Raw genomic sequence first — 13690 nt, 5'->3', positions numbered from 1 at the left:
ATTGGCCACACCAGCGTCGGTGCCGCGCAGGGATCAGAAGACCGCAACGCTCCAAGCCAACAGGTGCGAAATCAGGTACCCCAGCGGGATGACGAAGAGCACCGAATCCAATCGGTCCATGATTCCGCCATGGCCGGGAAGCAAGTTGCTCATATCCTTGATGCCCAGCTCGCGCTTGACCATCGACTCCGCGAAGTCGCCGGTGGTGGCCGCGATGGTGGTGAAGAACGCGAGGATCACGCCGGCCCACCAGGGCATATCAAGCCAGAACACCATGGCGCAGGCGCCGATGATCATCGAGCCGAGCATCGAGCCGCCAAAGCCTTCCCAGGACTTCTTCGGCGAGATCTTCGGAGCCATCGGATGCTTGCCGATCAACACGCCCACGATGTAGCCGAAGGTATCGTTGGCGACCGCCAGCAACAGGATCGTGGCGATCAGCCACTGGCCGTTCTCCCCTTCGAGCATCAAGAGCGCAAAAGACAGGAGCAACGGTATCCAGCTGATGATGAACACGCTGCTCATCACCGAGGCCACCGCTCCCTTGAGCCCTTCCATGAGCCGGAAGAGCAAGGCTACGAGCATGCACGCGACAAAACTGAATCCGAGCGCTTCCACCCCGCCGAGCACGGCGCTGACCGGCAGCAGGATCGAGGCCAGGTACAGCGGCACCTGGGGCACCGCGGTTTTCGCATGGGTCGTGGCTCGCGCGACTTCCCAGCAGCCGATGCCGCTGAGCACGGTGACGGCAAAGACCAGCAGCGGCTCGTAGAGGAACAATCCCCCGAGCACCACGCCAAGGAGCACCACGCCGACGCCGATGGCCGCTGGCAGGTTGCGTCCGGCCCGCGACTTCTTCGGCTCCGGGTTGCCGATCAGCAACTCGGGCGGGATCGCCGCTTCCTGCGCATCGGGTTCCCCGGTTTCCGCCAGGTCCTCGGAGTCGCTGTGCGGCGGCTCCGGCATCTCAGCCGCGACCGGATCCTTGTCCGGCTTGGATTCGGGCGTCGCGGCGGGCTGTTCCTTGTCGGCTTCGAATACGATCTTGGCGCGCTGCTTGGCGTGGGCGGTCGTGGCCTGGTCCAGCTTGCGCATCTCGGGCGCCTCGGGTGCCGCGCTGTCAGCGGGCTGGCGCGAGGCACCCCCGCGCTTCCTGGCCTTCTCTTCGGCCTCGCGCAGCGCACGGGCTTCACGCCGAGTCATCGGCTGGACGGTACCGGATGCCACTGAGGGCACCGCCGAAGCGTTGCCCTCAGTGTTCTCTGTCGAGCCTGGCATTAGACGTCCAGCAGCTCGGCTTCTTTTTTCTTCAAGATCTCGTCGACCGAATCAACGTGCTTCTTGGTCAGCGCGTCGAGGTCCTTTTCTGCACGGGTGCCCTCGTCTTCGCCGATTTCGCCATCCTTGACCAGCTTGTCGATGGTGTCCTTGGCCTTGCGGCGGTGGTTGCGCAGTGCAACGCGTGCGTCTTCGCCCTTGGACTTGGCCAGCTTGACGTATTCCTTGCGGCGTTCCTCGGTCAGCACCGGAAGCACCACGCGGATCATCTTGCCGTCGGAAGATGGGTTGGCGCCGACCTCCGGGTCACCCAGCGCCTTCTCGATTTCGCGCAACGCGGTGACGTCGAACGGAGTGATGGTGATGGTGCGTGCTTCAGGAACTGCGAAGGAAGCCAGCTGCTGCAGCGGGGTTGGCGAACCGTAGTAGTCGACCATGACCTTCGAGTACATGCCCGGGTGGGCGCGACCGGTACGAATAGTCGCGAAGTCCTCCTTGGCGGCATCAATGGTGCGTTCCATCTTTTCGGCGGTCTCCGCCAGCGTTTCCTCAATCACCGGTACTCCTCAAGTACTTCATCTGTGCTTCCGCAACGGGAAAATAAATCTACTTCAATCCTAGGCCACGATCACCGATTAAACGGTGACGGTGGTGCCGATCCGCTCGCCGCGAATAGCGGAAGCCACGTTTCCTTCGCCTTCCATGCCGAAGACGAGCATATCCAGCTTGTTGTCCTGGCACATGGTCATGGCGGTCTGGTCCATTACGCGGATGTTCTTCAGCAGTGCTTCGTTGTAGGTCAGGGTATCCAGCTTCTTGGCGCTTGGATCCTTCTTTGGGTCCGCCGTGTAGACGCCGTCGACGCCCGACTTGGCCATCAGCACCTCGTCCGCGTCTACTTCCAAGGCACGCTGCGCGGCGACGGTATCGGTGGAGAAGTACGGAAGGCCCGCGCCGGCACCGAAGATGACTACGCGGTTCTTTTCCATGTGGCGGATGGCACGGCGCGGGATATAGTTTTCTGCGACCTGGGCCATGGCGATGGCCGACTGCACACGGGTTTCAACGCCGCACTGTTCCAGGAAGTCCTGCAGGGCCAGGCAGTTCATGACGGTGCCGAGCATGCCCATGTAGTCAGCACGGGAGCGATCCATGCCGGCTGCCGAGAGCTCGGCACCACGGAAGAAGTTGCCGCCGCCGACAACGATGGCCACTTCCACTTCACCCACGGTTGCGGCGATCTGCTGGGCGACACCGCGCACGGTGTCCGGGTCAACGCCGACCTTGCCGCCGCCGAACACCTCGCCGGAGAGCTTGAGCAGGACGCGACGACGTTTGGTTTCTGGGGTGGTTGGCATATGGTGTCTTACTCCTGGAGGTCGGAATCAAGCTGTGGGTAGTACTTCCCAGTTCCCAAGTTATCTTGTGATCCGGGCTCAAGAAAAGGGAGGCGAGTCACCGAGTTATTTCTCGGTGCCCACCTCCCTTTGTCTTGTGCGCTCAGATTCCCCTGAGCGCGTGTCGCTTAGCGCGTGTTGATAGTGCCTGAAGCTCTAGGGCTTAGGCGCCAACGCGGAAGCGTGCGAAAGCAACTGGCTTGGTGCCAGCTTCTTCGAAGACCTTGCCTACGGACTTCTTGGCGTCCTTGGCGAAAGCCTGGTCAACCAGGACGATCTCCTTGAAGAAGCCGGTCAGGCGGCCTTCAACGATCTTGGTCAATGCAGCTTCTGGCTTGCCCTCTGCGCGAGCGGTCTCGTCAGCGATACGGCGCTCGTCGGCAACCTTATCTTCTGGAACCTCTTCGCGGGACAGGTAGGTTGGAGCCAGTGCGGCGGTGTGCACAGCAACGTCGTGGGCAACGGTTGCAGCAGCTTCGCTGTCTGCATCCACAGCCATCAGAACGCCAACCTGAGCTGGCAGGTCCTTGCTGGTCTTGTGCAGGTAGGCAGCAACCTTGGCACCCTCGATGCGGGCAACGCGGCGGACAACGATCTTCTCGCCGAGGATTGCGCCCTCTTCGATGACGGTGTCACCGATGGTCTTGCCGTCCAGCTCGTAAGCCAGCAGTGCTTCTGCATCTGCAGCGCCGGAAGCCACAGCGGCATCCAGAACCTTGGCAGCCAGAGCGATGAACTTCTCGTTCTTTGCGACGAAGTCGGTCTCGCAGTTGATCTCGACCATTACGCCAACGGTACCTTCGACCTTGGCAGCAACCAGGCCTTCAGCGGTCGAACGGCCTTCGCGCTTGGTAGCGCCCTTCAGGCCCTTGACGCGAATGATCTCGATGGCCTTCTCGGCGTCGCCGTTAGCCTCGTCCAGAGCCTTCTTAACGTCCATCATGCCGGCGCCAGTGCGCTCGCGCAGTGCCTTGATATCAGCAGCGGTGTAGTTTGCCACGTGCAATCCCATTCAGCTAGGAGTTTCAAGTTTGATTTGCTTGTGGGACGGGTCGGTTCTCCGGCCCGTCCCACAAGACTTGGCAGAGCTCGCCTCAATCAACACGCTAGTGCCTCAAGGCAAACTCTTTGAGTCACGCAGGTGACTACTTGGCTTCGCCAGCCTCGGTTGCAGCTTCCTCAGCAGGAGCCTCAGCCTTGGCCTTCTCACCCTCAAGCAGTTCGCGCTCCCACTCAGCCAGTGGCTCAGCGGCACCCTCAGACTTGCCGGCAGCCTTGTTGTTCTTGGCGATGAGGCCTTCGGCCACAGCGTCAGCAACAACGCGGGTCAGCAGGTTGACGGAGCGGATAGCGTCGTCGTTGCCTGGGATTGGGTAGGTAACTTCGTCTGGATCGCAGTTGGTGTCCAAGATGGCGACAACTGGGATGCCCAGCTTCTGAGCTTCGTCGATAGCCAAGTGTTCCTTCTTGGTGTCAACGATCCAGATAGCGGAAGGGGTACGGGTCAGGTTGCGGATACCACCGAGGTTGTTCTGCAGCTTGGTCAGCTCGCGCTTGAGCAGCAGCAGTTCCTTCTTGGTGTGACCGGAGCCGGCAACGTCCTCGAAGTTGATCTCTTCCAGTTCCTTCATGCGCTGAACGCGCTTGGAGACGGTCTGGAAGTTGGTCAGCATACCGCCGAGCCAGCGCTGGTTCACGTATGGCTGGCCAACGCGGTTAGCCTGCTCAGCAATGGATTCCTGGGCCTGCTTCTTGGTACCAACGAACAGTACGGTGCCGCCGTGGGCAACGGTCTGCTTCACGAACTCGAAAGCGCGGTCGATGAACGACAGCGACTGCTGCAGGTCGATGATGTAGATGCCATTACGCTCGGTGAAGATGAAACGCTTCATCTTTGGGTTCCAGCGACGGGTCTGGTGGCCGAAGTGGACGCCGCTGTCAAGCAGCTCTCGCATGGTTACGACTGGCATGTCGCAACTCCTTTCAGCAGTGGCGGACCGGGCACACGTGCGCCCGCGGTAACTGCTCTTGGTTGTTCGGGTTGATGCAGATAGCCATTGTGGATATCCGCCCTAGCATGAGGGCCGAAGATGCTTGGCATCTCGCCGTCGGTCCACCGATTCTCTCGGACCACTGGAACCTCTGGCCACAGCCGTTGTGACCGTGGAACCTCATGCGCGAAGTCAATCTCTTGCCTGTTGCATCCAATTTTGGACACACCTATGACAGGAAACTGCTGTTTCAAGTGTACTACACGCATTGCTTCTCACCGCACCCAGAACCGTGATCTAGAGCCCATCGGCTTACCCACAATCCGACGCGTTTTCGCTGATCTGCCTCGTGCTGCATTCCACGCTATAGAAATGAAAACTCATCCGGCATTGAAACTACCAAGGCTTCTGGCATGCGCCGTGGGTGTCATCCTGTTTGCGACGGGGGCATCAACGACACAACTGCCGCCGCAGATTCCATCTGCGCTGAGAACGGCCGATGGCTGGCGATGGCCGTTGGCGGGTGAACCAAGGATCACCGAGCCCTTCGACAAGCCGGCCGAGAACTGGCTTCCCGGACACCGCGGCGTCGATCTCGCCGCCGCCGAAGGGGACAAGGTCTTCGCTCCACAGCGAGGGCAGGTCACCTTCGCGTCGAGAATCGTCGATCGCCCCGTGATGGTCATTGATCACGGCAACGGATTCAAGACCAGTCTCGAACCGGTCAGCTCGAAAGCGGACGTGGGCGATTGGGTGGATGCCGGTGCCCACGTGGGAACAGTGTCCACCGGAGCGCATTGCTCATCAAGGTGCATCCACTGGGGTGTGCGATTGAACGGCGATTATATCGATCCGGTCCTGCTGATCCGGGATATGCGCCCGTCGATCCTGTTGCCGCTGGAGCAATAACGGCCCAGCCCGTTCCGATAGAAGCCACCTGGACAGTAGATCGGCTGGAGCGGGCGATGAAAAAAGCGATAGCCATAACAGTGTGCGCCATGATCGTGCTGCTTGGCGTGATCCATGGGCTCTCGGACGACGATGCAAGAACGAACTTCGGGATCATCCCCTGGATCGCGTTCCCGCTCGCGGTGGCGGCAGGACTCATCCGCCGCCTCATTCTCGCGCGGCGCCAGGGCAATCTTCGCCAGGGCTTTGAACCGCTGGGCGATGCCGGCATCGCCATCGAAAACATGGCTATGGGCAAAGAACCTGACTCCCGTCCTGGAACCATCCAGCATGCAGGGAAGCCGCAGCCGGAAGATCCACTGAGCTGAACACATGAAAATCGCCCGATAACTCGCTGACACGAGCTATCGGGCGATTTGCCTTGGTAGGGAGTATGGGACTTGAACCCATGACCAAGGGATTATGAGTCCCCTGCTCTAACCAACTGAGCTAACTCCCCACATGAGTTCGCAGCCGAAGCCGTAACCACACTCGAAATATTCTAGGGCATCACCAGCCGAAACACCGATTTGGCTCACCGCTGCCCGTCATCGGCATTAATGGGTTGAGACTTCTTCGCCGCGATACAGCGCTTCGAACGAGTCTATGGTTTTCTTCTGCGCGTGGTTCAGCACCTTGCGGTGGCCTGCCTCGCCAAACTTCAATCGCTGCACATCGTCCATGGACAAGATCAGGTCAAGCTTTTGCGCCAGGTCGTTCCGATCCCCCGGCTTGAACATGTACCCGTTGACCCCTTCATCGACCAGGTGCGGCAACGCCATGGCGTTGGCCAAGACGACAGGCTTCGAGGCAGAGAGCGCTTCGAGTGTGACCAGTGACTGCAATTCAGCGGTACCCGGCTGGCAGAACACGTCACAGCGCAGATACGCCTGGCGCAACTCCTCATCGCTGATATGGCCAAGGAAACGCACGCGATCGCGGATCTCCAGCTCGTCAGCGATCTTTTCCAGGTTGCTGCGCTGCTCGCCGCCGCCGACAATCTCGATGATGGCGTTGGGAACTTCACGCATCAGCGGCAGAGCTTCAATCAGTTCGTTGATGTTCTTCTCAACTGCCAGTCGGCCGGCGAAGAGAATCGTCGGGACATCATTCTTGATGATTTGCTCCCCCGGTGCCAGTTCATAGTTGCCGACCTCGATGCCGTTAGACAGCGGCAGCACGTTCATCAACTTTGCCCGCTCGCGCATCGCCTTGGCAGCCAAAGGGGTCGGCGTCGTCACGGCGCTGGCGCGACCGAAGATCTTGCCCATATCCTTCCAGGAATTATGCGCAACAATGCGCTTGAACCAGCGCGGGAATGGCAGGAATGGATCAAGATTCTCGGGCATGAAGTGGTTCGTGGCTACGGAACGGACCTTGTTCTTGCGAGCCCACCCGAGGGAGCGCTGGCCAATCATGTAGTGGCTTTGCGCGTGGATGACATCCGGTTTGATCTCGGAGAGCAGCCTGTCGATCTGCTTGTTCGCTTCCCAGGGGAAGACGATTCGAAAGTATTCATGAGTCGGCACCGAATGCGACTCCAGACGGTGCACGATAGCCTCGTCGCGGATTTCAGTGAAGGTCTTGCCCTTGTCGCCACGCACCGCAAGCACGTGCACCCGGTGGCCACGGGCATGCATTTCGGTAGCGAGCCGGTAGCAAAACATCGCTGCGCCATTCACATCAGGCGGATAGGTATCAGCTGCAATGACAATGGTCAGTGGTTTTTCCTCGGCCACGGGCATCCTTAGTCGTTCACAAGAATCTTGGTTGGGTGAAAAAGTCTGGATCTTCAGTCTATTTCTACTCTGGCAATTGATTGTCAGCTTCGGCTTGGTTGCGTCGCTCGATCACATCCGGGTGATGGCGTGACAGGGCCATGACACCGACGATAGCCAATGCAGCCGCCACCAGCATCAGCACCGTGACCAGCATCGGGACATCGGGGCGCAATTCGCCGAGGATGCTGGCGCCAATGACGATGCCGACAATCGGGTCAATCACGGTCAAACCCGCGATCACCAACTCAGGAGGTCCCTTTGAGTAGGCTTTTTGCACGAAATAGGAGCCAAGGAGACCTGCGACGATAACGGCCAGACCAGCGATCCATGGCAACTGCAGGAAGCTGCTATTGCCGATGCCCAGCACAGCGATGGCAATGGTTCGCACCAGCACCGCAACGAATCCGAAGAGCACGCCTGCGCCTACGATGAAGAAGATCGCTCCGAGCTTCCGATGGAAGAGGATGGTGGCTAATCCCACGATTGCGACCACTCCTGCGAGGATCAGTTCGATCAGATGTGATTGAGCTTCGGTCACTGCATGGTTGCTATTGGTTGCTGTCACTGCCAGAAGGACGAATCCGACCGAACCGACCATGCAGCTGATGATCGCCATCACCGTGGGGCGATTCATCGTGATGTCGGTTTCCTTGGCATTCACCACGGCGGTAATAACCAGCGCGATTGCGCCAATTGGCTGCACCACTGTCAACGGGGCGCTAGCCAAAGCGAAAACATTGAGCGCCATGCCCAGGATCATGAGCAGCAGTCCGCCCATCCATCCCTTATTGGCGGCGAGCTTCCCTGCGTTTTTGAGTGTCAGTTCCAGTCCATCGACCGAATTACGTACTGCGATGGATTGGAAATGGGCGCCGAAGGCAAGACAAAAGGCACTGCATAGTGCCGCCGCAATAGCGATCCAGACCATGTCAGTGCCTTTCTAACCTAAATTCTTCGTACGTAACGGGGCAACCCAGTTCCAATAGGCGCTGTAGCGCCGCCCCGTCAGTCGAAAACTTAGGAGCGCTTGAATAGTGCGCGAATTACTGCACCCAGTGCCAGCGTTGATCCAGCCATCACCAGGTACGGACGTGCCTGCTCTAAGCGTTGGCCATTGGCTCTGTCAGCCTCCGATTGATCTTCGGAAGCCGAAGACGCTGGTCGGACGAATCCACGAGCCTTGGCCGCCGCACCGGAAACTTTGTCTCCAGCGCTTTGCGTAAAGGAACGTACTTTGTCGATCTTGGCCAGCGGCGCTTGAACGCTCTCACCAAGGTTGTCACGCAGCGCCTGAATCTGGCGGCGACGACGGCGGGTCCGAAGGATCAATTCGTCAGCGCTTGGTGCTGGCGGCTTTGGTTCCTTCTTCTTATCGCTATCGTCATCTTCATCAGACTTCTTCTTCAGCGGTTCGTCGAGCGTGCTGACGTCGAACTCGCTGCCATCCTTGAGCACACCCAAGTCATGGCGAATGCCTCTAATTGCTGCTTCGGGCTTCAGCGGCAGCGCCTTCTTCACCTTGGCGTATCCCACCAACCCCAAGATGGCTGCGACCAGCAGGAAGAAGCCGGCAATAATCAGTGCTGCGGCCCATCCAGGAAGCCAGATAGCCAGAACGTTTACCAAGGTCACCACGACGGCAATCACAAAAAGCAAAACCACGACGAGTGCAGCACCTGCAAGTGCCGCTGCCACGCCAAGGCTGATTCCTTTGCCCTTAAGTACGGTCGTCGCCAGCTTGACTTCGTCTGAGAGCTGTTGTGGAACAAGCTCCTTGAGTCCATCAACCTGCGCCTTCGCACTCTTGACGCTCGACTTTAGGCTTTCGTCAGCTTGCGTCGATTCAGCTTCAGTCATGGTTTCTCCATTTTCTCGATCGCGCAGCAACCGGCGTATCTCACGCTAGCACCCCGGTTGCCCCAAACGACTCAGTCGTCAGGCGTAAAACCCATAGCCCAAACTCATGCTGTGGGTGTAACTGTTAACGATTCGAAAGTCTATCGTCTAATCACCTGAGGTTATAGGAGATCCAGCCTTTGCCGGGTAACCACTTCAAATTAGTTGTTTCCCCGAGTTCAATTTTGGGACGACCGAACCGTTCCGATTCGCTTCGGACGTCAGATCCAGTACTGGTGACTTCCACCAAATCTGCACGCGGCATCACACGAAGCTCCAGCGGCTGATACTGCAAGAATCCTCCGACGCTGGCCAACACCATCTCCTGTTGCACATGACCTCGGTGATGCTTGGGGTTAGCGCAAAGTTCATTGCGTGGACTGATCCGCATCAATGCCGCTTGTTGCCGCCGCTCTGCGATTCTTCGCCCTTGCGCTGACGTAGGGTTATTCCATGCAGGACGCCTCATATCGGAACGAAGATCAAGCTCGGAGCTCAATAGCCCGGTCACGGCCACATATCTGGTCTCGTAGCTACTTTGCGCTCCAATCGCTGGCTGGAGTGTGCTGGTGGATTGGTGTTTTTGCCGTCGATGAGATTCGCGCAGCTACCCTTGGCGATTTACCGGCGGGGATAATCGCGTGGTTCGACATACCCCTCTTTGCCGTTGGTTCAGTGCTGGTCGCTTGCGGGTTGCGGCGAGCCGTCTGGATCGTTGTCCCCTGGATTCTCATTGTCACCTTCGGGCTGCTGACTTATTCCCTGGCCACCCGAACAGCTGGTTTTGGCGCGCTGCTGATGATGGCATCCTCGGTCTGCTCGATTCTTGCGGGCACACAACTTCTATGCGGGAGGATTCCGACCGAGCTATTACTGCGTGGACCTTTTGCTTTTCGCACTGCGCCAATGCAAGCTACCCGTAGCCACCTCTGGCGCACCATAAGGCAGCTCATCCTCTTTTGGGTGCTGTTCTTGTGCATCATTCCGGCGATTATCATCCAAGCAGAGCAGCGCTTGGGATTGGCCATCGACTTCGCACTTTGGACTCGGGCCTTCGGGGTCTGCGTATTGATACTGGCTAGCTGCTTGGGCATTTGGTCTGCTGTGACCATGTCCACCCGTGGACAAGGAACACCATTGCCGTCGGCGATGCCGAACCACTTGGTCATTTCTGGCCCCTACGTTTTCGTGAGAAATCCTATGGCTGTCGCAGGAATACTCCAGGGTATGGCGGTGGGGTTAGTGTCGAGCTCCTGGCTCGTTGTCATTTACGCCTTCGCCGGATCGCTGCTCTGGAATTGGCTGGTGAGGCCGTCGGAGGAAGCCAATCTCGAAACGACCTTTGGCGACGAGTTCCGTGCCTATCGAAGCCGAGTGTCCTGCTGGCTCCCGAAAATCCGCAGGCGCCAGTAGGCTGTCGCAGGGCCTGAATGCGGTATTTGGCGTTCTACGGTCACGCGCAGCTGCGCGATGGATCCCTGTTACAACGGCTTGGACCTGCCCGGCCCTTGATGGAGGACATCCGAATAGTTCGTGATTCAAGCCGCCACGCCTCCAACGGCCCGCTGGCCGTTATCCCACCCTTGCCAAGAGAAGCAAGCGGCATCAGCACCCTGAAATTCAAGGCTTCCGGCCCATAGCCAAGGCCTCCCAGGCGCATCTGCGTTGGAAGAGCTTCGGCCCGCGCAAATGAAAAAATCCCGACTCGCGCCTGCGAGCCGGGATCCTCATGAAAGCTCCTCCAACTGGACTTGAACCAGTAACCCTTCGATTAACAGTCGAATGCTCTGCCAATTGAGCTATGGAGGAATGCAACGAGTAATACTTTAGCACTGGCCAAGTCAGGTTTTCAAATCGGCAGCCACTCGACAGATTGGCCTCGATTTCTCGCCACTTTTCCGCGATTTAACCTTGTTTCAGCTTGTTGCCCGGGCGGAAAATCCGGAACTCATTTCCTGTGATCTGACGCATACTTGGCTAGTTCCAGCAGTTGCTGGGCAGAGCGCTCCCAGGAGTAGTGTTCCGCGCGTTGTACCGCACGTTGAGAAAAATCTTTCCAGGTTGCCGGGTCAACCAAGGTGCGCACCTGCTTGGCGAATCCGGGAGCGTCGTCGGGCGAGGAGTAAAGGGCCGCCTCCTCAGCTACTTCTTGGAAGATCGGCATATCGGTGACAACTACCGGTGTGCCCATGCTCATGGCTTCCACCAAGGGCAGTCCATAGCCTTCTTCTCGCGAGAGCGTCACCAAGGCAGTGCATTCGCTGAGCAGCTGTTCATATTCCTGATCGCTCACGCCATCGTGGAACACGATGGCTGCCCCGGCTGGAATCAATTCCGTGAGCTCCTGGCGTCGGGGCTCCTTGATGCCGCTGAGCAGATGCAATTCAAAATCCGGGAGGTATTCCATGGCGCGGATCAGGGTCTCGACGTTCTTGTACTCCATGAAGGACCCCATGTAGAGCAAGGTCCTCTGCGGCTTCTTTTCCGGATCCCGTCTCGCAAAGCCACCGGTTGGAGCGTTGGATACCAGCCCGATGCGCTTCCTGGTCAGGCGATGCTTTCGCATCAGGCCCGCGGTCGTGTTGGAGACGGTTGCCACCGCATCCGCCCGGTTCAGGAGTAGCCGCTGCGGCCAGTAGACCTGATGGAACAGGAACCAGCCGACCCTGATCGGTGCCGGCAGGAATTTCGGCGCATGCGGATGCGCATAGTAGATCAGGTCATGAAGCGTCAAAATGACGGGGAAGTTCCTGCCCAAGGTCCCCATGGTTTGCATGGGCGAAAACACCACGTCGGCCTTCAGCTTGTTGATCTGCAAGGCAACAAAGGGTTCAAGCACGCTAGTGGGGGCGGAGATCTTCAGGTAGGGCACCTCGGGAAGCATGGCCAGCTGGCGGGTGTCGTTAATGAGCATGGTGACGTCTGCCAACTTGCTGGCCGCGGCGATCAAGCCGGCAGTGTATCGGCTGATTCCGTCATGGTGGGTAATGCGGGTGTATCGTGCGTCGATAACAAGTTTCACGTGCGCAGTTGCCTTTGGTTTCTCGGATCCAACACCTTCCAGCCTAGCGGTCGGCAGGTACTCGCAGGATCAGGAAACACGACACCGCGCTCACGCTTGCCGCCACCCAGCCAGCTAAAGCTGCCTGGGTACCTAGCGCGGAGCCCAACGCGCCGCCGAGCAAGCTGCCGATGGGAACTGCGCCGAAAGTCAGCAGGCGGCGAGCGCTCAGTACCCGCCCAAGCAATTCTTCTGGCACCATCTCCACCAGCCACGACGAAGCAGAGATATTGAAGATCAAAGCCACGCTCCCCCAGCCCAAGGCTGTAAGACCGAGCAAGCAAATGCTCCAGATATCGCTCGTAAATGCCGCGGCCAGGACCATCGAAGCCAGAACTATTTGAGCCAGCCCGGTCCACAACAAGAGGGTGGGCGATGGATACTTTCCAGTGATCCTGGTAGCGAGCAGTGCCCCGATCAATCCTCCAGCGCCCGAGACCGAGGCATAGGCGCCGAACCCGGCTTCGCCAAAGCCAAGGTCGTTGATGATGAAGATCGCATCCACAGATGATCCGATGGCCAACCCCAGATTGGAAAGCGCCACAGATACGGTGGTGGCCAGCAGCAAGCGGTTGGAAACCAGGTAGCGAAGGCCGGTGAGCATCGAGCCGGAGCTTGCGCTGCGATCGTGCACTTCGTTGGCGGTGTTTCCGGCGCGATACTCGAGAACCCTCCATGCCAGCATCAAGGCGAAACCGCCGAGTGCTGCGGACAGGCTCAGCAACGCCGGCCCGCCAAACAGGGCGAAGCCGGTACCGGCGAGCGCAGGAATTATCACTGTCAGGCTTTGATCCGCTGCACCCAGTCGTGCGATGAGCTTGCTGATGCCCACGGCCCGCGTGTCGGAGTCTTCGCCGATGAGCCTGGGTACTGCGGCAGTTTGCGCCGTTTCAGAAAAGACATTGCAGATGCCTAACAGCACACACAACATCATGCCCAGCGCGATATCCAACGCCCCGCTGATCGCGAGCACCGCGAGGCAGGCCAGAACTGCTATCTTCCCGGCCAATCCAATGCGCAGCACTTTCAGCGCCGAGCGCCGGTCCACAAGGTGTCCGGCCGGGATGCTGGCGAAGACGAAAGCGAGCGATCCGAGCGTGTTCAGCAGCCCCATCTGGAAGGCGGTTGCGCTCAGCGCACCGACAAAGAGCAGGTCAACGGTGATGTCCGCCAGTGTTCGACTAGCAGCATCCGCGGCGTTGGACCCAAGGAGATAACGCTGGCTGCGGAAACGCTGCCTGGTTTCACCCATCGTGACGTGCACCCCCTTGCTCCAGTTGGTTGAGCATACAGGAATGCCATCACCGTTGCCTTCAATATACAATCGAACGATTAGCG

The 13690-nt window shown here is 58.8% G+C and carries 13 protein-coding genes and 2 tRNA genes; 3 read left to right on the top strand and 12 right to left on the bottom strand.

The genetic code is table 11. The features are described 5' to 3' along the window. Nucleotides 1-33: 33 nt before the first annotated feature. The 5 genes from OF385_RS04585 to rpsB all read right to left on the bottom strand — a co-directional run bounded on the left by OF385_RS04585 (nucleotide 34) and on the right by rpsB (nucleotide 4645). Nucleotides 34-1278, bottom strand: a complete 1245-nt coding sequence (locus OF385_RS04585; RefSeq protein WP_264277195.1) for a phosphatidate cytidylyltransferase — start codon at nucleotides 1276-1278, stop codon at nucleotides 34-36. Further along, nucleotides 1278-1835, bottom strand: coding sequence for a ribosome recycling factor (gene frr / locus OF385_RS04580; RefSeq protein ID WP_022876016.1), 558 nt, complete (start codon nucleotides 1833-1835; stop codon nucleotides 1278-1280). The genes OF385_RS04585 and frr overlap by 1 nt, the downstream gene beginning before the upstream one ends. 78 nt (nucleotides 1836-1913) lie before the next feature. Next, nucleotides 1914-2636 carry a UMP kinase gene (gene pyrH / locus OF385_RS04575; RefSeq protein WP_264277194.1) on the bottom strand — a complete coding sequence of 241 codons (723 nt, stop codon included), beginning with the start codon at nucleotides 2634-2636 and terminating at the stop codon, nucleotides 1914-1916. 202 nt (nucleotides 2637-2838) lie between these two features. Then, complete coding sequence (gene tsf, locus OF385_RS04570; protein ID WP_264277193.1) at nucleotides 2839-3675, bottom strand: translation elongation factor Ts; 837 nt, start codon at nucleotides 3673-3675, stop codon at nucleotides 2839-2841. 145 nt (nucleotides 3676-3820) lie between these two features. Then, nucleotides 3821-4645, bottom strand: coding sequence for a 30S ribosomal protein S2 (rpsB, locus tag OF385_RS04565; RefSeq protein WP_264277192.1), 825 nt, complete (start codon nucleotides 4643-4645; stop codon nucleotides 3821-3823). Between the two features lie 393 nt (nucleotides 4646-5038). On the opposite strand from rpsB, the gene OF385_RS04560 reads away from it, so the two are divergent. Together OF385_RS04560 and OF385_RS04555 are read left to right on the top strand one after the other, a co-directional pair. Further along, nucleotides 5039-5575 carry a M23 family metallopeptidase gene (locus OF385_RS04560; protein WP_264277191.1) on the top strand — a complete coding sequence of 179 codons (537 nt, stop codon included), beginning with the start codon at nucleotides 5039-5041 and terminating at the stop codon, nucleotides 5573-5575. A gap of 89 nt (nucleotides 5576-5664) precedes the next feature. Continuing rightward, nucleotides 5665-5943 carry a hypothetical protein gene (locus OF385_RS04555; RefSeq protein WP_264277190.1) on the top strand — a complete coding sequence of 93 codons (279 nt, stop codon included), beginning with the start codon at nucleotides 5665-5667 and terminating at the stop codon, nucleotides 5941-5943. A gap of 54 nt (nucleotides 5944-5997) precedes the next feature. On the opposite strand, the gene OF385_RS04550 is transcribed toward OF385_RS04555, so the two are convergent. From OF385_RS04550 to OF385_RS04535, 4 genes are all read right to left on the bottom strand, one after another. Beyond that, nucleotides 5998-6074: transfer RNA gene (locus tag OF385_RS04550), tRNA-Ile, on the bottom strand. 97 nt (nucleotides 6075-6171) lie between these two features. Continuing rightward, entirely contained in the window at nucleotides 6172-7359 is a 1188-nt protein-coding gene (locus OF385_RS04545; RefSeq protein ID WP_264277189.1) for a glycosyltransferase, read from the bottom strand. Between the two features lie 58 nt (nucleotides 7360-7417). Then, a complete protein-coding gene (locus OF385_RS04540; protein ID WP_264277188.1) occupies nucleotides 7418-8323 on the bottom strand; it encodes a DMT family transporter in 906 nt (301 codons plus the stop codon). A gap of 89 nt (nucleotides 8324-8412) precedes the next feature. Next, entirely contained in the window at nucleotides 8413-9252 is an 840-nt protein-coding gene (locus OF385_RS04535) for a phage holin family protein (protein ID WP_264277187.1), read from the bottom strand. Nucleotides 9253-9744: 492 nt separating this feature from the next. On the opposite strand from OF385_RS04535, the gene OF385_RS04530 reads away from it, so the two are divergent. Then, nucleotides 9745-10704 (top strand): methyltransferase family protein, encoded by a 960-nt coding sequence (locus OF385_RS04530; RefSeq protein ID WP_264277186.1) that lies wholly within the window; start codon nucleotides 9745-9747, stop codon nucleotides 10702-10704. A 323-nt stretch (nucleotides 10705-11027) separates the two neighbouring features. Here the strand turns inward: OF385_RS04530 and OF385_RS04525 are convergent. From OF385_RS04525 to OF385_RS04515, 3 genes are all read right to left on the bottom strand, one after another. Further along, nucleotides 11028-11100 (bottom strand) — tRNA-Asn (locus OF385_RS04525). 139 nt (nucleotides 11101-11239) lie between these two features. Next, on the bottom strand, nucleotides 11240-12313 hold the full coding sequence (locus tag OF385_RS04520; RefSeq protein ID WP_264277185.1) for a glycosyltransferase family 4 protein: 1074 nt from the start codon (nucleotides 12311-12313) through the stop codon (nucleotides 11240-11242). Nucleotides 12314-12356: 43 nt separating this feature from the next. Next, nucleotides 12357-13604 (bottom strand): MFS transporter, encoded by a 1248-nt coding sequence (locus tag OF385_RS04515; RefSeq protein ID WP_264277184.1) that lies wholly within the window; start codon nucleotides 13602-13604, stop codon nucleotides 12357-12359. Nucleotides 13605-13690: the final 86 nt, after the last annotated feature.

It is taken from the genome of Glutamicibacter sp. JL.03c (genome assembly GCF_025854375.1).
GTDB lineage: Bacteria > Actinomycetota > Actinomycetes > Actinomycetales > Micrococcaceae > Glutamicibacter.
The sequence above is the reverse complement of the archived record's forward strand: the minus strand, read 5'-3'. Positions and strand labels throughout refer to the sequence as shown.